Below are 17,741 nucleotides of genomic sequence, written 5' to 3'. Positions count from 1 at the left end.
CCAGAGACATTCTCGTTACTGATCGACTCTTGTCATTCCGTAGGGGCAGTGCTCATAGTTGAGCACTTCACCGTGGTCGCACCGGAAAGAGGCGGTCTCCGTGCTCGACGTGCTCTTCGCCGGCGAGGTCTTCTGCGACCTCGTCTTCGGCGGCATCCCCCATCTCCCCACCCCGGGAACCGAGGTGTACGCCGACCGGTTCGCCGTCTCCCCCGGGGGAACCGCGAACCGCGCCGTCGCCGCCGCCCGCCTCGGACTGCGGACCGGGATCCTGGGGGTGCTCGGCACCGACCTCTTCGGCGAGCATCTCGCCGCCCGGCTCGCGGCCGAGAAGAACCTGGACCCGACCTGGCTGCGCCGCGATCCCGCCGTGCACACCCCGGTCACGGTCGCGGTGACCCAGGAACACGACCGCGCCTTCCTCACCTACGAGGAGAAGGGGGCCCTGCGCCCTGAGGTGTGGGACGGCGAGCTGCCCGCCGTCCGCTTTCTGCAACTCGGGATCGGACGGCCGCTGCCCGCCTGGGCGGCCGAGTTCCGCGCCCGCGGCACCCGGGTGGTGGGCGGCGTCGGCTGGGACCCCACCGGCCAGTGGTCACGGGATCTGCTCACCCGGCTCGCCGAGGTCGACGTATTCGTCTGCAATGCCGTCGAGGCGACGAGCTACACCCGTACCGACACGGTCGAGGACGCCGTGAAGGTGCTCGCCGACCATGTGCCCGACGTCGTCGTGACCGATGGCGGGAACGGCGCGGTGGCGGTGGACGGCGCCACCGGCGAGCTGGTCCGGGTCGCCGTTCCCCGGGTGCCGGCCGTCGATCCCACCGGCGCCGGTGATGTGTTCACCGCGGGACTGATCACCGGCCTGAACCATGACTGGCCCCTCGCCACCCGGCTCCGCTTCGCCGGACTGTGCGCCGCCCTGTCGGTGCAGAACCTGGGCGGCGCGAACAGCGCACCGCGCTGGGAGGCGATTGACGCCTTCCTCGAACGCACGCCCCGGATCCCCGACGCGGACCTCGTCCGCATCCGTGCGATCAGGCCGTAGCTCCCGCGATCCGGGTCGGGTCTCCCGCGATCCGATTCGGGTCGGACGACCGCGTCCCGCCGGTCGGACGACCGCCCCGCCACATCCGACAGACGCCGCTCCATCCCCGTTCCGACAGACGCCGCTCCATCCCCGTACGGCCGAACTCCCAGCCCCAGGCGGCCACCCCCTCAGCCCCGGGCGGCCGCACCCCCAGCACCAACCGCACCCCCAGCACCAGGAGGACCACCCCATGGCCGAGAGAACCCCACGACGCCCCCGTCGGCGCCTCATAGCCGCGGCGGCGCTCGCCACCGGTGTCCTGACCGGTGTCGCGGCCTGCTCCCCCGGCCCCAGCGACGGATCGGCCACCGGCGCCAAGACCTCCGGCCCCGTCGCCACCGACCCCGCCAAGGCCGGGAAGGTCACCCTCACCGTGTGGGACCAGAACACCGACCCGGGCGCCAACGCCTCCACAGAGGCGCTCAACAAGGCGTTCATGGCGAAGTACCCGAACGTCACCATCAAGCGCGTCTCCCGGTCCTTCGCCGACCTCAAGACCACCCTGAAACTCGCGCTGTCCTCCGCCAACCCGCCCGACGTCGTCCAGGCGAACCAGGGCTACCCCGACATGGGCGCCTTCGTGAAGGCCAAGCTGCTCCAGCCGGTGGACCGCTACGCCAAGGCCTACGGCTGGGACACCGCCTTCCCGTCCCAGCTGCTCGACCTCAACCGCTTCACCCCCGACGGCAAGACCTGGGAGACCGGCAATCTGTACGGCGTCTCGCAGACCGGTGAGATCATCGGCGTCTACTACAACAAGGCCAAGCTGAAGTCGCTCGGCCTGCCCCTGCCCACCACGCTCACCGGCTTCGAGAGCGCACTGGCCAAGGCCAAGGCGTCGGGCCTGCAACCCCTCTCCTACGGCGACGCCGACAAGAGCCCCGGCATCCACATCTTCGGCGTCATCCAGGCCCTCGCCGCCGGAAAGCCCGAGGTCCGCAAGCTCGTCTTCGACGAGGGCGACGCCAAGTGGACGGACTCCGGCACCCTCAAGGCCGCGACCACGCTGCGCCGCTGGGCCGACAAGGGGTATCTGGGCTCCGGATTCAACGGCAAGAGCAAGGACCAGGCCGTCGACTCCTTCGGCCGGGGCAAGTCCCTGTTCCTCCTGGAGGGCACCTGGCAGTCGGCCGTCCTCGCCCCGAAGATGAAGAAGAACGTCGGCTTCACCGCGCTCAGCCCCGCCGCCGGACAGCCCCCGCTCACCCAGGGCGGCGAGGGCCTCGCGTGGTCCGTGACCTCCAAGTCCAAGCACCCGGACGTCGCCGGCGCGTACATCGACTTCCTCGTCAACAAGAACGGCATGAAGGCCGCGGCCACCCACGGCAACCTGCCGGCCCTTCCACCGGCCGACTACAAGCCGACGCCCGGCACCGTCGACGCGGACATCCTCACCCGGTGGAAGGCCGTGAGCGAGAAGGACGGACTGCTCCCCTACCTCGACTACACCACCCCGACCTTCTACGACACCCTCACCGCCGCCGTCCAGGAGCTGACCGCCGGACACCTCACCCCCAAGGCGTTCACCAGCCGACTCCAGTCCGACTACTCCTCCTTCCAGAACAGCAGGTAGACCCCCTCTCATGGCCGCCACCGCACATCGCCCGACGGCACGCAAGCGCCCGGCCGGCGCCCCCACCCGGGAGCCGGTCCGGCGCCGCGGCCGCGTCATCCAGTGGAAGGGCTACCTCTACGCCCTTCCCGCCCTGCTCGTCCTCACGGTCTTCCTGCTGGTCCCGCTCGGACAGCTGGTGCAGATCTCCCTCTTCCACTGGGACGGGATCTCCGTCTCCACCTGGGCGGGGTTCGACAACTACACCGAGATCGCCCGCGACCCGCAGCTGCGCGCGGGCTTCCTCCACTCCTTCGTCCTGATCCTGTTCTTCTCCGTCATCCCGATCGCGCTCGCCCTGATGCTCGCCGCGGTCACCACGCGGGCCGGCCGACTGCGCGGCGTCTCCGTCTTCCGCGCGATGATCTTCCTGCCGCAGGTGGTCGCCATGGTCGTGACCGCCACCGCCTGGACGGCGATCTACGCTCCCGACGGCGTCCTCAACACCGCGCTGCGCGCCATCGGACTGGAGGCGGTCGCCCGCCCCTGGCTCGGCGACTTCTCCACCGCCCTGCCCGCCGTCGGACTCATCGGCACCTGGCTGGAGATCGGCCTGTGCCTGGTGCTGTTCATCGCCGGTATCGGACAGATCCCGGCGGAGCTGTACGAGGCGGCGAAGCTGGACGGGGCAGGCGCGGTGCGGGAGTTCTTCGCCGTCACCCTGCCCGGACTGCGCGGGCAGATCACCGTCGCGCTCACCCTCACCGTGATCGCCGCCCTGCGCACCTTCGACCTGGTGTACGTCGCCACCCACGGCGGTCCGGGCAACGCCACCAGCCTGCCCGCCTACGAGGTCTACAACCGGGCCTTCGGCACCGGCCAGGTCGGCTCGGCCTGCGCCATCGCCGTCACCCTGACCGCGGTGATCCTCCTTCTCACCTTCCTGATCACCAAGGTCCAGCCACAGGAGGACGAGACATGATCTCCCGCCGCGAACGGGCGCTCAACTATGCCATCCTCACCCTCTTCGCCGTGCTGGCCCTGCTGCCGCTGATCGGCGTGGTGTCGTCCGCGCTGACCCCCGCCGCGGCGTCCGGGCCCTCCTTCACCTGGCCTGACCACCTGGACCTCGGCAACTTCTCCACCGCCTGGCGCCAGGGCCACTTCGCCACCTATCTGACCTCCAGCCTGCTGGTCGCGGTCTCGGTGGTGCTCCTGACGGCCGTCCTGGCGATCCTGGCGGGCTTCTCCTTCGCGCACTTCGACTACCCCGGCCGATCAGCCCTCTTCTACGTCACCCTCATCGGGCTGATGGTGCCGCCCGAGGCCTTCGTCATCCCGCTCTACTTCAATCTGCGCGACACCGGACTCACCGACTCCTACTGGTCGCTGATCCTCCCGCAAACCGCCCAGTCCCTCGCCTTCGGCGTCTTCTGGATGCGCAACTTCTTCCGCTCGGTACCGGTCAGCGTCATCGAGGCGGCGCGCCTGGACGGGGCGTCCGACTGGCGGCTGCTGTGGCGGATCCTGGTGCCCACCAGCCGTCCGGCGCTGCTGACGATGGCGATGCTGGTGTTCATGTGGACCTGGAACGAGTTCCTGCTCCCGCTGGTCATGATCACCGATGAGAGCAAGCGCACCGCACCGCTCGGCCTGGCCTTCTTCCAGAGCGAGCACACCACCCAGTACTCCGTACTGGCGGCCGCGTCCATCATCGTCGCCCTGCCGGTCGTCGCCTCGTATGTCTTCCTCCAGCGGCACTTCATCTCCGGCATGCTCTCCGGCGCGGTGAAGGGCTGACCAAACCATGGAACCGAACGGGAGAGCGGGGGCCGCCGCGGCGGCCCCGGCGGCTCCCGCTCTTGCGTCCTCCAAGTATGCTTCCGGCCTCTTCTTGTCATGATCCCCACAGACCGGAGCCCACTATGACCACGACCCGCTTGTCCGCGGCGACTCCGATCCTCTCGGCCGTGGCCGCCGGCGTGCTGCTCGTGGGCTGCTCGGCCTCGGTCAGCGTCGAAAAGTCCACGCCGAAACTGTCCGCGGACAAGCTGGCCACCGTAGTCGCCGAAAAGCTCGCCGCCACAACGGGCCAGCCGAAGCCGAACGTCGCCTGCCCCGAGGACCTCGTCGGCAAGGTCGGTAACACCACCCGGTGCAAGCTCACAGCGGACGACGGCAGCACCTTGGGCGTATCGGTCACGGTGTCCTCTGTCGATGGAGACCAGATCAACTTCGACGTCAAGGCCGACGACACCGCTTCCCCGGCTGCGAACTGAGGGCCGCCGGGCCTTCTATGTCCACGTCAGCCGGCCGGAAAGCGAGCCACCCAACGCCGTTGCCAAGGCGTCTCGACGGCCCGGTGGTGATGGTGGGTGCGCGCCCAGGTGACAGCGTCGGCGGGGCTCACCCCCGCCAGGACGGCCAGGCAGGCGATGACGGTCCCGGTCCGGCCGACTCCGCCCCCGCACGCGACCTCCACGGGCGTGCCCGCCCGCGCCCGCGAGTGCAGTGCGCGAATCTGCCGTACGGCCAGGTCACGGTCACGGGGCAGCAGAAAATCGGGCCACTCGACCCATGCGCGCTCCCACCCCAGCTCCCCGTCATGCCGCCGGCGCAACCGGGTGGACCCCAGATACAGCCCGAACCCGGGCAGCGGCCCCTCCGGCCGCGGATTCCGCAGACCGCGCCCCCTGACCCATGAGCCGTCCGGCAGCCGCAGGGCACCCGCCAGCGGTGCGTCACTCATCGGGCCCCGCCCCCCATCCGAAGCGCCCGGCCACTGTCGGCACGGCGCCAATGTCCTTACGCATACGTTCACTCTGGTCGCGCTTCGCGCTTTCCGCAAAGGACGTGAGTCGTGTGAGGATGTGCCGATGGTGTGGCTGGGGAAACACGGGAGGCGGACGGCCGGACTCATGGCCGCGGCGAGTGCGGCGCTGGCGCTGACCGCCTGCGGCACGAGTGGCTCCGGCGACGGGAATTCCGGGGACCGTGAGGCGAAGTACAGACGCGTCATCGAAGACCCTCACCCGCGCCCCGCCGATGTCATCGAGGCGGCCGGGGCACCCACCGACGTGGCCCGCGCGCACGACGGCTCGCTGCTCCTGACGTACAAGGCCGACAACGTCGAGGACGACGAGGGGCCGGCCGCCACCGCCTGGCGCATCGTCGGGCCCGACGGCCATACGGTCGCCGAGCACGCCGAACACGCGGACGCGGAGGCGGCGCCGCCCGCGTTCAAGGGGGTGCGCGGGGGCTTCGTACGGGTGCCGCCGGGCGAGGGGCCCGAGGGAGCGTACGCCCTCGACGTACGCGGCAAGCCGCACAAGGCCGTCATCACCGAGACCCCGTCGCGCACCCGCCCCGGCGATCTCCTGCTCGCCGAACCGGAGCCGACCCTCATCTATCGCCCCGCCACCCGTACCGTGGCACCCCCGGCCGGAGTGCCGGACTCCGCCATCCGCTTCGCCGTCGACGAACGGGGCACGGTCTGGAGCCTGGACCAGCCCCTGACCGAAGACCCCAACCGCGTCGTATGGCAGCGCGACGGTCACACCCTTGGCTCCAGAGCCGTCCCGAAGCCGTACACGGGTGGCGTCCTCGCCGCGCGGGGCGGCACCGCGGCACTGTCCCTCATCCGGGGCGAGCGCGTGCGCGGCCTGTTGCTGACGACGGACGGCGGCGAACACTGGCGGACGGTCCTCGCCGGCGACATCCCCTGGAGGGATCTGAAGCGCGGCCCGGAGTCGCTGGTCCTGAAGTCGCTCGCGGACGGTCGGCTGCTCGTCGGCGAGGAAGGCGGCCGCTACTGGCTCGCCGACGACCGCGCCAACAACGCCTTCCACGAATTGAAGACACCGGCGACCTTCACGTCGTTGACCGTCGACGGCACAACGCTCTACGGCATCGCGGACGCGACGACGGCGACGTACGACCTGGTGAAGGGCGAAGGGCTGTGGATCTCTCGCGACGGTGGACGCGAGTGGCACCGCCACGAGCGGCGCGGATAGCGGCGGAGAGGGGTCTCTGGATCAGCCCGGCGCCCTCCCCGGAGATCAGGCGATGAACTCGGTGACGGTCTTGGTGAACCAGTCCGGGTCTTCCTCGGCGACGAAGTGTCCCGTCCGCGCGACCGCGCTGTGCACGTTGTCCGCGACAGGGAGCAGGGCGTCCGCGGTGGCCCTGCCCGAGTGGGTGGTGCCGACGGCCAGGACGGGCATGAGCAGCTTTCGGCCGGCCAGCAGGGCCCGGTTCTCCCGCCCGTCCTCGAGAAGCGTGCGGTAGTGCTCGAAACCGCCGCGCAGCCGCTCCCGCCCGGTGTACTCCTCCGCATAGGCCGACAGGTCTTCGGGGCTGAAGGTGCCGGGGTTGGACATGGCGGTGAACGTGGCGGTGAAAAACTCCAGTTCGTGCCCGTCGAAGAGCATCTCGGGCACGTGAGGCGTCATGAAGAAGCCGAAGTGCCACATGCCTCCCTCGGCGACGTTCATCGCCTCCTCCAGACCGAGGCCGGGAAGGATGGAGTCGACCAGAATGAGGTGGGAGACGTCCTCGGGGTGGGCAGCCGCCCACCCCAGCGCGACCATCGAGCCGATGTCGTGACCGGCCACGGACACCGGACCGCTCAGGCCCAGCGCCGTCAGGGTCCCGCGCATGTCGCGCGCCTGGTTGACCTTCGTATATCCGTCCTCGGGACGGTCGCTGGCGCCGGTGCCCCGCAGATCGGGGACGACCACGGTGTGGGTAGCGGCGAGGGCCGGCATGACGCGTGCCCACGCGCGCGAGGTCTGCGGCCAGCCGTGCAGCAGGACCAGGACCGGTCCGCTGCCGCCGACGGCAACTGAGAGGGTCGTTCCGTTGGTGGCGACCCTCTGGATCTTGAAGCCCCCAGGAAGCCAGTTGGGCGTTCTCATAAGCGTTCTCTTCCACGGTGGAGATGGGCATCGGGGTTGTTCCGACTGGTAGTTGCCAGGTGCTGGGGACGCTTCGCCGCTGTTCACATAGCGGCGAAGCGCCGGTCATGCGCCGTGGTGGGCGAGTTCCCGCAGGCGGGCTTCGCCGATCATGGAGAGCATGTCGGTGTGCTCGGGTCGCCACCCCAGCTCCTGCTGCGTGGTGACGGCTCGGATCCGGCTGGAAGCGGCCATGATGAGGGCGCCGAACTCGCCCCAGATTCCGGCCGCTTCCTCCGGTGTGACGCTGCGGGGCTCGACGCCGAGGTCGGCCGCGACCCGTTCCGCGATCCAGCGGTTGGGCACTTCCCCCGCCACCGCGTGGTACAGCCCTCCCGGCCGTCCCGCTGTCAGGGCGAGGGCGAACAGGCGGGCCACGTCGTCGATGTGGACGTGGCTGTACACGTTCAGTCCAGGCCCGACGTAGTTGGCCGCCCCGGTCGCCGCGACCGACTGGTAGGTCATCGGCACCTGGCCATGGTCGCCGGGGCCCCAGATCACTCCGGGGCGGATGACCATGCCGCGCAGCCCGTCAGTGGCGGCCGCCAGGACGGTGTCCTCGGCCGCCTTTCGAAAGGCGGCCAACGGCTCGACGGTGAAGGGGTCGTGCTCGGCGAAGCTGTCCTGGCTCCACGCGCCCGCGGTGCGCTGCATGAGCACGCCGCTGCCGGAGAGGAAGAGCAGCGTCTTGCCCGTCCCGGCCAGGGCGCGGGTCAAGTCCTCGACGGTCGCGGTCTCCTGCTCCGGACCGGCCTGGGCCGCGTAGATGACCGCATCGGCGCGCGGCGCCGCCTCGACGACGGCGGAGCGCCGGGCATCCAGATCCCCGGGTAACGGGACGATCCCCTGGGCTTCGAGGGTGCTGGCGGCCGGGCCGGTGCGGGCCAGGCCCGTGACCTGATGCCCGTGCGCGGCCAGGTGCCGTGCGACGGCGCCGCCCACGAAGCCGGTGGCGCCGATGACGAAGACGTCCATCGCACCGTTCCTCAAGCGGGCAGGGCGCTGAGTTCGCCGCCGTCGGCGAAGAGGACGGCGCCGTTGACGTAGCTGCTGGCCGGGCTGACCAGGAACGAGACGATCTCGGCGATCTCGGTGGGGTCACCGGCCCGGCCGCGCGCGTTGGCCTTGTCCAGGGCCGCGATGTGCTCGCCGAGCATCGCTTTCGTGCCCTCGGTGTGCACGGGGCCCGGCGAGACGGTGTTGACCCGCACGCCGGAGGCGCCGAACTCGGTCGCCCAGTAGCGGGTGAGGATTTCCGCGCCGGCCTTGGAGGCCCCGTAGGCGGCGCCGACCGGGGCGGGCATACGGGCCGCGCTGGAGCCGACGATCACGATCGAGCCATGCCCGCGCTCGGCCATGCCCGGCGCCAACGCGCCGGCCAGGAGGAAGGGGGCGCGGGTGTTGACCGCGATCTGCCGGTCGAAGCTCGCGGCGTCGGTCGCCGCCGTCGGGGTGAACTCGTACAGGCCCGCGCTGTTCACCAGAATGTCCACGTCGCCGGCCTCGGAGGCCAGGCGCAGCGTGTCGGCCGAGTCTGTGAGGTCAGCGGCGACGAACCGGGCGGCGCCGCCCTCGGCCGCGATCTCCTTCACCAGGGCCTCGCCCCGGGCCTGGTCACGCCCGTGCAGCACGACCTTGGCACCCTGACGGGCCAGGTTCTGCGCGACGGCCTTGCCGATACCCGACGTCGCCCCGGTCACGAGTGCGGTGCTGCCCTGCAAAGCGGTGCCAGTGCTCATTGAAATCTTCCCTGCTGTGGTCATGACGCCGCCTTGCGTGGATCAGCCGCAAGGCGCCCTTGCCCGATCCACTATGCACGGCAGATGTTCTGTTCGCAAGAACATCTGCCGTGTAGCAGGTTCGTGCTAGGCTACGCGGGTGAGCGCAACCGATTACGAGCACAAGAAGCCCCGCGGCGAGGGCGGTGACCTGGCCCTGGACACCGATCTTGGATGGGCGATCCGCATGGTCGGCGCCGCGTTCCGCCGCGTCGCCACCGACTCCGTCGCCGACCTCCCCGGAGGCGCGCGCGGCTACCTCGTCCTGGTCGCCCTGGCGAGTGGCGAGCCGCCCTCACAGCTCGCGCTGGCAAAAGAGGTCAGCCTGGACCGCACGGTGATGACGTACCTCCTCGACGACCTCGAAGCGCACGAACTGATCACACGCCGGCCCGACCCGCGCGACCGCCGCGCACGCCAGGTCCTGCTCACCGACACCGGACGCGCCCGGCTCAAGCACGTGCGCCGCAGCCTCGCCGCCGCTGAAGCCCGCCTCCTCACCGACCTTGGGGACCAGGACGCCGAGCAGTTGCGCACCCTCCTCGCTCGCGTCGCACAGACCGCCCAGCGAGAGTCGCTCACTCCAGAAGAAGCCGAGTGCTGAAGCGTTCCCGTGCGCTCCGCGGCAACCGAATCGGAAGCCGCCCTCGACGGCGTCCGCTCAGCCGCTGATCATCCGGGCCTGGATGACTGGGCGCCGCCCAGGGGCCTGCCGCTCCCGGCGGCCCGCACCGCCCGCCGGGCCCGGAACCGGCGCCGGAACCGACGGATAGTACGGCACGACGCCCGGGCAGGACCGCAGGAGCAGACAGGTCGGCTGACCGAGGAACCGGCCATCACCTCGGCCGACGCGGGGCCGTGGTCGAGCTGCGTACCACCAGTCGGGAGCCGACGCGGATGAGCCGGCCGACGCGCTCCGGGCCGGGGTCACCGTTGTCGGGGCGGCTGTCGATGCGGCGCAGGAGTTGCTCCGCGGCGAGTTCGCCGAGGTCGCGGGCGCCGTTGTCGACGACGGTGATCGGCGGGTGCCAGTACGGAAACCAGGGCGCCTCCTCGTGGCACACGAGAGAGAGCTGCTCCGGCACCCGGACGCCGAGCTGCACCAGGGCTCCGAGCGCCCCGAACGTCGCTTCGTGGTTGGCGCTGTACAACGCGGTGGGCGGGTCGTCCCCGGCCATCACCCGCATGACCGCCTCCGCGCCGAACGCCACGGTGTACGGGCCACGTGCGCAGAGCGTGGGTTCGGGTTCGAGTCCGGCGGCAGTCAGGGCGGCGGCGAATCCCATGTAACGGTCGCGTCCGGAGTCGACGCCCGGCGGGCCGCCGATGAAGGCGATGCGCCGGTGTCCGAGGCCGAGCAGGTGCTGGACGGCGAGTTCGGCGCCTTCCCGGTCGCCGGCCATCACGGAGTCACCGGGAGCGCCGTCAGGTGTGCGCATCAGGTTGACCACGGGGATGCCGGCCGCGCTCACCTGCTGGACCGTCGCGGTGTTGTCGCCGGTGCCCACGATGATCAGGCCGTCGACGCGGTGGTCCAACAGCATGTCCAGGTAACGGCGTTCGCGCACCGGGTCGGAGTCGGTGACACACAGCAGCACCTGGTAGCCGCACTCGTCCAGCCGCTGCTGGAGCACCCCGGTGATGGTGTGGAAGGAGGCGTTCACCAGGTTGGTGATCACTAGCCCTATGAGGTTGCTGCGCCGCGTACGCAGTCCGCTGGCGATCCGGTTCGGGCGGTAGCCGAGGCGTTCCGCCGCGGACTGCACCGCGCGCTTCGTCCGGTCGCTGACCCGGCTGGAGCCACTCAGCACTCGCGAGGCCGTGCTCTTGGAGACCCCCGCAGCGTCCGCCACCTGGTCCAAGGTGACCGCCACCGGTCCACCTCCGATCATGAAATCGATCCCATACGACTCTCCACACCCCGAGTCGATGGGCGTCATCATGTCAGACACCTTCAAGTCAGTGGCGTAAAAATTACGTTTCTCCGACAACTTCAGGCCAATCCGAGGTTGACCTCGCACGGACCGGCTGCGACGGTTCTGTGCAATCGATCCCACAAGGTGGCGTCCTGAAGGCGTCCTGAAGGGACAGATACTCGATTGGAGCTCACCATGACCCCCACGGGTGCCGTCTCCTGGCGCGGCTACTGGCCGGCCGCACCCACGCCGTTCGCCGCCGACGGCTCGCTCGACGAGAGCGCCTGGCGCGAACTGCTGCGGCTGTACACGGAACACGGCGTACACGGGGTGCTGGTGAACGGCACGACCGGCGAGTGGTTCTCGCAGACCCCCGACGAGCGCCGCCGGGTGGCCGAGATCGCGGTCACCGAACTCTCCGGACAGATACCGGTGGTGATCGGCTGCGGCGCGTACACCGCGGACGAGTCCGCGCGATACGGCGAGCACGCCCGCTCGATCGGCGCGGACGGCATCCTCACCACCCCGCCGCCCTACGTCCATCCGAGCCAGGACGAGATCCACGCTTTCTACGCCACCCTCGCCCGGGCGGTCGACCTGCCGCTCATGGTCTACAACTGGCCGCGCGGCACGGCCGTCGACATCACGGTCGACACCCTGGCCAAGCTGGCCGAACTCGACACCGTGGTGGCCGTCAAGGACAGCTCCGGCGACGAGCTGAAGGTCGCGGACACCTGCGCCGCCCTGGCCGGGAAGGTCCAGGTCTTCGGCCGCTTCATCCACCGCCGGGGCATGGCCGTCATGGCCGAGTTCGGCGGCGCCGGAAACATCGACGGCGGCGGCCTCGGCGCCCTCTTCGCCGTCCCCTTCTACGAGGCCTACTGGGCCGGTGACCTCGACCGGGCCCGGGAATGGTCCGCACGCTACGAACGGCTTGTGAACCTGCTCGTCAACGACGACTACAGCTCGCGGTTCGCCTCACCCACCTCGCAGCTCAAAGCCGCCATGCGGCTGCTCGGGCAGCCCGGGGGGCACGTACGCCCCCCGCTGCTCCCCCTGGAGGACCCGTCCGCGCTGCTCGGCCTGTCCGCGGCGCTCGACGAGGCCGGGCTGCATCCCTGTTCCACCAGCACCGGAAAAAGGTGAACCGACCGTGCGCAGACTTCTCATCGCCGCCTCCTCCGCCGCCCTGCTTGTGACCGTGGCGGCCTGCGGCAGCGAGGACTCGTCCTCGTCGTCCGCCGCCGCGGCCCCGACCGGCTGCACGCCCAAGGTGGGCAAGTCGGACCTGGTCAAGGCGGGCACGTTGACGATTTCGACCAACGCGACCCTGCCGCCCATGCAGTACCTGGACGCCTCCAACAAGATCGTCGGCATGCGGGTGGACCTCGGCAACGAGATAGCCAAACTCCTCTGTCTCACCCCGAAGTTCGTCAACATCCCCTTCGACGCGCAGATCCCCGGCGTGCAGTCCGGACGCTGGGACATGATCGACACCGGCATGTTCTACACACCGGAGCGGGCCAAGACCGTCACGCTCGTCCCGTACGAGATCCAGGGCGTCTCCATCTCCGTCGCCAAGGGCAACCCGAAGAAGATCACCTCCGAGGACGGCCTGTCCGGCAAAACCATCGCCGTGGAGGCCCCGGGCTACGAGTTCGACACCCTCACCGCGCTCAACAAGAAACTGAAGACGGCCGGGAAGCCGCAGGTCACCATCCGCACCTTCACGACCACCGCCGACGCCTACCAGGCGCTGTCCGCGGGCCAGGTCGAAGGCGTGGCCATCGTCGAGTCGGTCACCAGCCACTACCAGAAGGACGGCCGCTTCGAGACGGCGGTGAAGGGCATGAATCCCGCGCCGCTCGCCCTCGGCTTCGGCAAGCAGAAGCCCGCCGACGCGGTCGCGGGCGCGCTCAACACACTCCGTGACAACGGCTACTTGGCCACGCTGTTCAAGAAATACGGCGTCACGGCCTACACCGGCGACCTCAAGGTGACCACCGGCGCGATCAGCGCGAAGTAACCAGCGAAGGGCGAGAGCCATGTGGTCCTGGGATGCCTTCTTCTCCTTCCTCAGCAATCCTCAGCTCATTCAGGGAGCTTGGACGACGATCTGGTTGACCGCGGTCAGCATGGCGCTCGCCCTTCCGCTCGCTGTGCTCGTGGCGCTCGGCAGAGCGTCCCGGATCGCGCCGATCCGGATCGTCACCGGCTTCTACGTGTGGCTGATGCGCGGCACCCCCCTGCTGGTCCAACTGGTCATCATCTACACGGGGTTGCCCCAGGTTGGCCTGCGCCTCGGCGTGATCAGCGCGGCGCTGACCGGCCTGGTCCTCAACGAGGCGGCGTACCTCTCGGAGATCGTCCGCGCCGGGGTCCTCTCGGTCCCGCGCGGCCAGTCCGAGGCGGCCCGCGCGCTGGGCATGCCGCCCTGGAAGGTGTTCCGGGTGGTGGTCATGCCGCAGGCGCTGCGGGTGATGGTCCCGCCGCTCGGCAACAGCTTCAACGGCCTGCTCAAGACGACCACGCTCGTCTCGGTGATCTCCGCCGAAGAACTGCTGCGCCGCACCCAGTTCGCCGTCCAGACCAACTTCCGCGTCTTGGAGGGCCTCACCGCGGCGGCCCTGTACTACCTGGCGATGACCACCCTGTGGGGACTGGTCCAGAGGTGGCTGGAGGTCCGGGTCGGCCGCGGCCACCAGACCGGGCCGAGCCGTAGCCGCCGTAGCCGCCGCGTCAAGAGCGCCGCCGTACCGGCACTCGAATTGGAGCCCCGATGACCGTCGAGCAGACAGCCGCACCCGTGGTCGTCGAAGCGCGCCAGGTCCGCAAGTCGTACGGCGGAGTCGAGGTCCTCAAGGGCATCGACCTGACCGTCCGGCAGGGCGACGTCGTCCTCGTCCTGGGTCCGTCGGGCGGCGGCAAGAGCACGTTCCTGCGCACCCTCAATCACCTGGAGACCCCCGACTCGGGCACCGTCAGCATCTGCGGCGAACGCATCGGCTACGGCGACCGGGACGGACGCCAGGTCCCCCTGCGGGAGCGCCGGACCGCCGTCCAGCGGCGGCGCACCGGCATGGTGTTCCAGCAGTTCAACCTGTTCCCGAACATGACCGCCCTGGACAACGTGGCTTCCGGCCCCGTGCACGTGAACGGCGTCCCCAAGACCGAAGCCCGCGCCGCCGCCCGCGAATTGCTGACCATGGTGGGCCTCGCCGACAAGACCGGCTCCTACCCCGCCCAGCTCTCCGGCGGCCAGCAGCAGCGGGTGGCCATCGCCCGCGCCCTGGCGATGCGCCCCGAACTGCTGCTCTTCGACGAACCCACGTCGGCGCTCGACCCGGAGATGGTCGGCGAGGTGCTCGACGTCATGGTCCGGCTCCGCGAGGAGGGCATGACCATGATCGTCGTCAGTCATGAGATGGGCTTCGCCCGCGCGGCGGCCGACCGGGTGGTGTTCATCGCCGACGGCCTGGTGGTGGAGGACAAGTCCCCGGACCTGTTCTTCTCCGCGCCGGAACACGAACGCACCCGCCAGTTCCTGGAGCGGATCCTGTGAACCCCCCACCCCCCTTGAGCCCTGTGAGCACAGCCATGAGCACCAGCCCCCTGCCGGAGACGGTCACCGTGACCATCGACGGCACCCCCAGCCAGGCATGGGCGGGCCAGTCCGTGACCGCGGTCCTGGTCGCGGCCGGCATCTGGCCGCTGCGCCGCAACCCGGTCAACGGTCAGTTGCGCGGCCCGTTCTGCGGAATGGGTGTCTGTCTGGAGTGCGAGGTGACGATCGACGGCCGCCCCGGCTCCCGCAGTTGCACCGCGCATGTCGCCGACGGCACCGACATCCGCACCCACACCGAGCCCGTGCCGACGGCCGCGCATGGCTGACCACACCGAGGAGTCGGAGACGGACGTCGCGGTGGTCGGCGGCGGGCCCGCCGGACTGCACGCGGCGCTGGTCCTCGCCCGGGGCGGACTGCGCGTGGTCCTGCTCGACGAGTCCGACACCCTCGGCGGCCAGTACTACAAGCGCCGGGCCGAGCAACTCGCCGCCACCTTCGGTGACTTCCGCCCACGCGGCACCGAACTGATCCGCCAGGTACGGGCCGCCGGAGTCGTCTGTCGTACCGGCACCCTGGTCTGGGGCGCCGAGGACGCCGGCCGCACCCTGTTCACCTGCGACGTGCGCACCGGCGCCCTGGGACGGGTGCGCGTCCGTGCCACGCTCGCCGCCACCGGCGCGTACGAACGCACCCTGCCCTTCCCCGGGTGGACGCTGCCGGGTGTGGTCACCCCCGGGTTCGCCCTGCATCTGGCCACCATGGACCGGGTCCCCGTGGGCCGACGGGTGGTGCTCGCCGGGACCGGGCCGTTCCTGCTCCCGGTCGCCTGCGCCCTGCTGGAGGCGGGCGCCGGGATCGAGGCGCTGCTCGAGCTGAACCACCCGTACCGCCCTCGGGCCGCTGCGATCGGCGGCGCCCTGCGGCAGCCTGCGCGGCTCGCGGAGGCCGCCCGCTACCTGCTGACCCTCGCCCGCCACGGCGTCCGCGTCGAGCAGGGCTCCCGCGTACTGGCGGCGTACGGCGACACCCAGGTCACCGCCGTGGACATCGGCAGCGCGGACGGCGGCGTCCGCCGGGTCGAGACCGACGCGCTGTGCGTGGGCTTCGGCTTCCGCCCCAGCACCGAACTCCCCCGGCTGCTGGGCTGCCGTACCAAACCCGACCCGGCGGGCACGGAGCGGCTCCCGGTCGTGGACGCGGACGGCGCGACCTCGGTGGACGGGCTGTACGTCGCCGGGGACTGCGCCGGCATCGCGGGCGTGCATGCGGCAGGCGTACGAGGACAGCTCGCCGCCCACGCGATCCTGCGCCGTCTGGCACCCGGACCCGCGAACGTGCGGGTGGCCGGCCTCCGACGCCGGGCCCGCGCCCTGGATCGTTTCGCGGCGCTGGCCGACCGCCTCTACCCCCTGCCCGCCGACGCCGTGGCCGACATCTCCGACGCCACCCAGGTCTGCCGCTGCGAGGGAGTCACCGCAGGCGAGATCCGGCGAGCCGTCGCGACGGGCTGGAACGACCTGCACGGCACCAAGGCCGCCACCCGCGCCGGTATGGGCCCCTGCCAGGGCCGCGAATGCGGCCACATCGTCGCGGCGCTGGCCGCGCGGGGCTCCGGGCCGGACCGGGCAGCGGAGTGCTTCGCGGCCCGTATGCCACTGCGACCGCTGCCCATGGCCACCACGGTCGAAGGGCGGGAGGTGACGGACCAGTGACCGACGCACAGCCCGACGTCATCGTCATCGGCGCCGGTATCCTCGGCGCCAGTACCGCCTTCCACCTCGCCGAACGCGGTTACCGCGTCGTGGTACTGGAGCGCGGCGCCCCCAACAGGGAAGGCTCCGGCACCACCGCGGGCAACCTCCACATCCAGGCCATCCACACCCGTCGCCCGGGCCAAGAGGTCCCGGTCGACAGCGCCCGCCTGCTGCCACTGCAACGCCGGGCGTCCGAACACTGGTCCCAGGTCGAGGAGCGTCTCGACGCGGACGTGGAACTGCGCCGCGGCGGCGGCTTCATGGTCGCCGAAACCGCCGCACAGGAAGCGGAGTTGAGGGAGAAGCACGAGTGGGAACACCGGGCGGGCATCCGCACCGAAGTGCTCACCGGCGACGAGGCCCGCAAGCACATGCCCCTGCTCTCGGACCGCGTGCGCGCCGCCAGTTGGTGCTCGCTGGATGGATATGCCAACCCGCTCCTGATCACCCCCGCCTATCTGACCGCCGCCCGCCGCCTCGGCGCCCAACTGCACGCCTTCACCCCGGTGACCGGCGTGCAAAGGGTCGGCGACGGCTACCAGGTGCTCTCGGGCGACCGCAGCTGGACCGCGCCCTCGGTCGTCAACGTGGCCGGCCCGTGGATCACCGAGATCTCCGAGCTGGCCGGAATCCACGTCCGCATGTCGCCGGTCGCGATCCAGATGCACGTAACCGTGCGGGTGCCGCCGGTGATGCACCACCTGGTCCAGCACATCGGCGAGGGCATGTCGGTCAAGCAGGTCAGTGCCGGCAACCTGCTGATCGGCGGCGGCTGGCCCGCCGCCGGGCTGGACATGGCGGGCCGCAGCACCGTCAGCCCCGTCAGCATGGCCGGCAACCTCGCCCAGGCCGGGCGGATCCTGCCGTTCCTCGGCGGGCTGCGCCTGCTGCGCATGTGGGCCGGACCACTGGCGGCGACCCCGGACGAGATGCCGGTGATCGGCGAAGTCCCCGGGCACCCCGGGTTCTTCGTCGCGGGCGGCACGTACGCGTTCACCCTCGCCCCGGTGTGGGGCGACACGCTGTGCCGCCAGATCGCGGGGGAGCCTCCGGCCGACCCGGTGGACGACCTGGGCCCCGGCCGCCTGCTGTACGACGCCGCCACCACTCCCGTATCGCCCTGAAAGGCA

At 70.7% G+C, this 17,741-nt stretch carries 19 protein-coding genes; 14 read left to right on the top strand and 5 right to left on the bottom strand.

Features of this window, described 5'->3' with window-relative positions; translation table 11 throughout:
• Positions 1–58 precede the first annotated feature (58 nt).
• The 5 genes from ACMTAK_RS34170 (at position 59) to ACMTAK_RS34150 (ending at position 4,921) form a co-directional block, all read left to right on the top strand.
• Positions 59–1,048, top strand: a complete 990-nt coding sequence (locus tag ACMTAK_RS34170; protein ID WP_413809736.1) for a carbohydrate kinase family protein — start codon at positions 59–61, stop codon at positions 1,046–1,048.
• 232 nt (positions 1,049–1,280) lie between these two features.
• Positions 1,281–2,663, top strand: coding sequence for an extracellular solute-binding protein (locus tag ACMTAK_RS34165; protein ID WP_413809735.1), 1,383 nt, complete (start codon positions 1,281–1,283; stop codon positions 2,661–2,663).
• 10 nt (positions 2,664–2,673) lie between these two features.
• Positions 2,674–3,624 (top strand): carbohydrate ABC transporter permease, encoded by a 951-nt coding sequence (locus tag ACMTAK_RS34160; RefSeq protein WP_413809734.1) that lies wholly within the window; start codon positions 2,674–2,676, stop codon positions 3,622–3,624.
• The gene (locus ACMTAK_RS34155; protein WP_413809733.1) at positions 3,621–4,442 is read left to right on the top strand and encodes a carbohydrate ABC transporter permease; all 822 of its coding nucleotides are present in this window, start codon (positions 3,621–3,623) and stop codon (positions 4,440–4,442) included. Before ACMTAK_RS34160 ends, ACMTAK_RS34155 begins: the two co-directional genes overlap by 4 nt.
• Positions 4,443–4,567: 125 nt before the next feature.
• Positions 4,568–4,921, top strand: coding sequence for a DUF4333 domain-containing protein (locus ACMTAK_RS34150; protein ID WP_413809732.1), 354 nt, complete (start codon positions 4,568–4,570; stop codon positions 4,919–4,921).
• 26 nt (positions 4,922–4,947) lie between these two features.
• Here the strand turns inward: ACMTAK_RS34150 and ACMTAK_RS34145 are convergent, their stop codons facing one another.
• A complete protein-coding gene (locus ACMTAK_RS34145; protein ID WP_413809731.1) occupies positions 4,948–5,391 on the bottom strand; it encodes a protein-tyrosine phosphatase family protein in 444 nt (147 codons plus the stop codon).
• Between the two features lie 169 nt (positions 5,392–5,560).
• On the opposite strand from ACMTAK_RS34145, the gene ACMTAK_RS34140 reads away from it, so the two are divergent.
• A complete protein-coding gene (locus ACMTAK_RS34140; protein ID WP_413809730.1) occupies positions 5,561–6,655 on the top strand; it encodes a hypothetical protein in 1,095 nt (364 codons plus the stop codon).
• Positions 6,656–6,700: 45 nt separating this feature from the next.
• Here the strand turns inward: ACMTAK_RS34140 and ACMTAK_RS34135 are convergent, their stop codons facing one another.
• From ACMTAK_RS34135 to ACMTAK_RS34125, 3 genes are all read right to left on the bottom strand, one after another.
• Positions 6,701–7,558, bottom strand: coding sequence for an alpha/beta fold hydrolase (locus ACMTAK_RS34135; protein ID WP_413809729.1), 858 nt, complete (start codon positions 7,556–7,558; stop codon positions 6,701–6,703).
• Between the two features lie 105 nt (positions 7,559–7,663).
• Positions 7,664–8,572, bottom strand: a complete 909-nt coding sequence (locus tag ACMTAK_RS34130) for an NAD-dependent epimerase/dehydratase family protein (protein WP_413809728.1) — start codon at positions 8,570–8,572, stop codon at positions 7,664–7,666.
• A gap of 11 nt (positions 8,573–8,583) precedes the next feature.
• The gene (locus tag ACMTAK_RS34125; protein ID WP_413809727.1) at positions 8,584–9,336 is read right to left on the bottom strand and encodes an SDR family NAD(P)-dependent oxidoreductase; all 753 of its coding nucleotides are present in this window, start codon (positions 9,334–9,336) and stop codon (positions 8,584–8,586) included.
• Between the two features lie 139 nt (positions 9,337–9,475).
• On the opposite strand from ACMTAK_RS34125, the gene ACMTAK_RS34120 reads away from it, so the two are divergent.
• The gene (locus tag ACMTAK_RS34120; RefSeq protein WP_413809726.1) at positions 9,476–9,979 is read left to right on the top strand and encodes a MarR family winged helix-turn-helix transcriptional regulator; all 504 of its coding nucleotides are present in this window, start codon (positions 9,476–9,478) and stop codon (positions 9,977–9,979) included.
• A 232-nt stretch (positions 9,980–10,211) separates the two neighbouring features.
• On the opposite strand, the gene ACMTAK_RS34115 is transcribed toward ACMTAK_RS34120, so the two are convergent.
• Positions 10,212–11,249, bottom strand: a complete 1,038-nt coding sequence (locus ACMTAK_RS34115; protein ID WP_413809725.1) for a LacI family DNA-binding transcriptional regulator — start codon at positions 11,247–11,249, stop codon at positions 10,212–10,214.
• Between the two features lie 237 nt (positions 11,250–11,486).
• Between ACMTAK_RS34115 and ACMTAK_RS34110 the strand changes: the two genes are divergently transcribed.
• Genes ACMTAK_RS34110 through ACMTAK_RS34080 form a run of 7 tightly spaced genes read left to right on the top strand, consistent with a single transcriptional unit; the run spans position 11,487 to position 17,735 of the window.
• Positions 11,487–12,437 carry a dihydrodipicolinate synthase family protein gene (locus ACMTAK_RS34110; RefSeq protein ID WP_413809724.1) on the top strand — a complete coding sequence of 317 codons (951 nt, stop codon included), beginning with the start codon at positions 11,487–11,489 and terminating at the stop codon, positions 12,435–12,437.
• A gap of 7 nt (positions 12,438–12,444) precedes the next feature.
• On the top strand, positions 12,445–13,317 hold the full coding sequence (locus tag ACMTAK_RS34105) for an ABC transporter substrate-binding protein (RefSeq protein WP_413809723.1): 873 nt from the start codon (positions 12,445–12,447) through the stop codon (positions 13,315–13,317).
• Between the two features lie 19 nt (positions 13,318–13,336).
• Positions 13,337–14,074, top strand: coding sequence for an amino acid ABC transporter permease (locus tag ACMTAK_RS34100; protein ID WP_413809722.1), 738 nt, complete (start codon positions 13,337–13,339; stop codon positions 14,072–14,074).
• Positions 14,071–14,853: an amino acid ABC transporter ATP-binding protein gene (locus ACMTAK_RS34095; RefSeq protein WP_413809721.1), complete on the top strand. Its 783-nt coding sequence runs from the start codon at positions 14,071–14,073 to the stop codon at positions 14,851–14,853. The genes ACMTAK_RS34100 and ACMTAK_RS34095 overlap by 4 nt, the downstream gene beginning before the upstream one ends.
• 35 nt (positions 14,854–14,888) lie before the next feature.
• Positions 14,889–15,182 (top strand): (2Fe-2S)-binding protein, encoded by a 294-nt coding sequence (locus ACMTAK_RS34090; RefSeq protein ID WP_385201420.1) that lies wholly within the window; start codon positions 14,889–14,891, stop codon positions 15,180–15,182.
• Entirely contained in the window at positions 15,175–16,569 is a 1,395-nt protein-coding gene (locus ACMTAK_RS34085) for an FAD-dependent oxidoreductase (protein ID WP_413809720.1), read from the top strand. The genes ACMTAK_RS34090 and ACMTAK_RS34085 overlap by 8 nt, the downstream gene beginning before the upstream one ends.
• On the top strand, positions 16,566–17,735 hold the full coding sequence (locus ACMTAK_RS34080; protein ID WP_413809719.1) for an NAD(P)/FAD-dependent oxidoreductase: 1,170 nt from the start codon (positions 16,566–16,568) through the stop codon (positions 17,733–17,735). The genes ACMTAK_RS34085 and ACMTAK_RS34080 overlap by 4 nt, the downstream gene beginning before the upstream one ends.
• The last annotated feature ends 6 nt before the right edge of the window (positions 17,736–17,741 follow it).

The sequence above is a fragment of the Streptomyces lacaronensis genome (genome assembly GCF_047337785.1).
Taxonomy (GTDB): Bacteria; Actinomycetota; Actinomycetes; order Streptomycetales; family Streptomycetaceae; genus Streptomyces; species Streptomyces lycopersici.
This window is presented reverse-complemented; position numbering and strand designations above follow the sequence as displayed.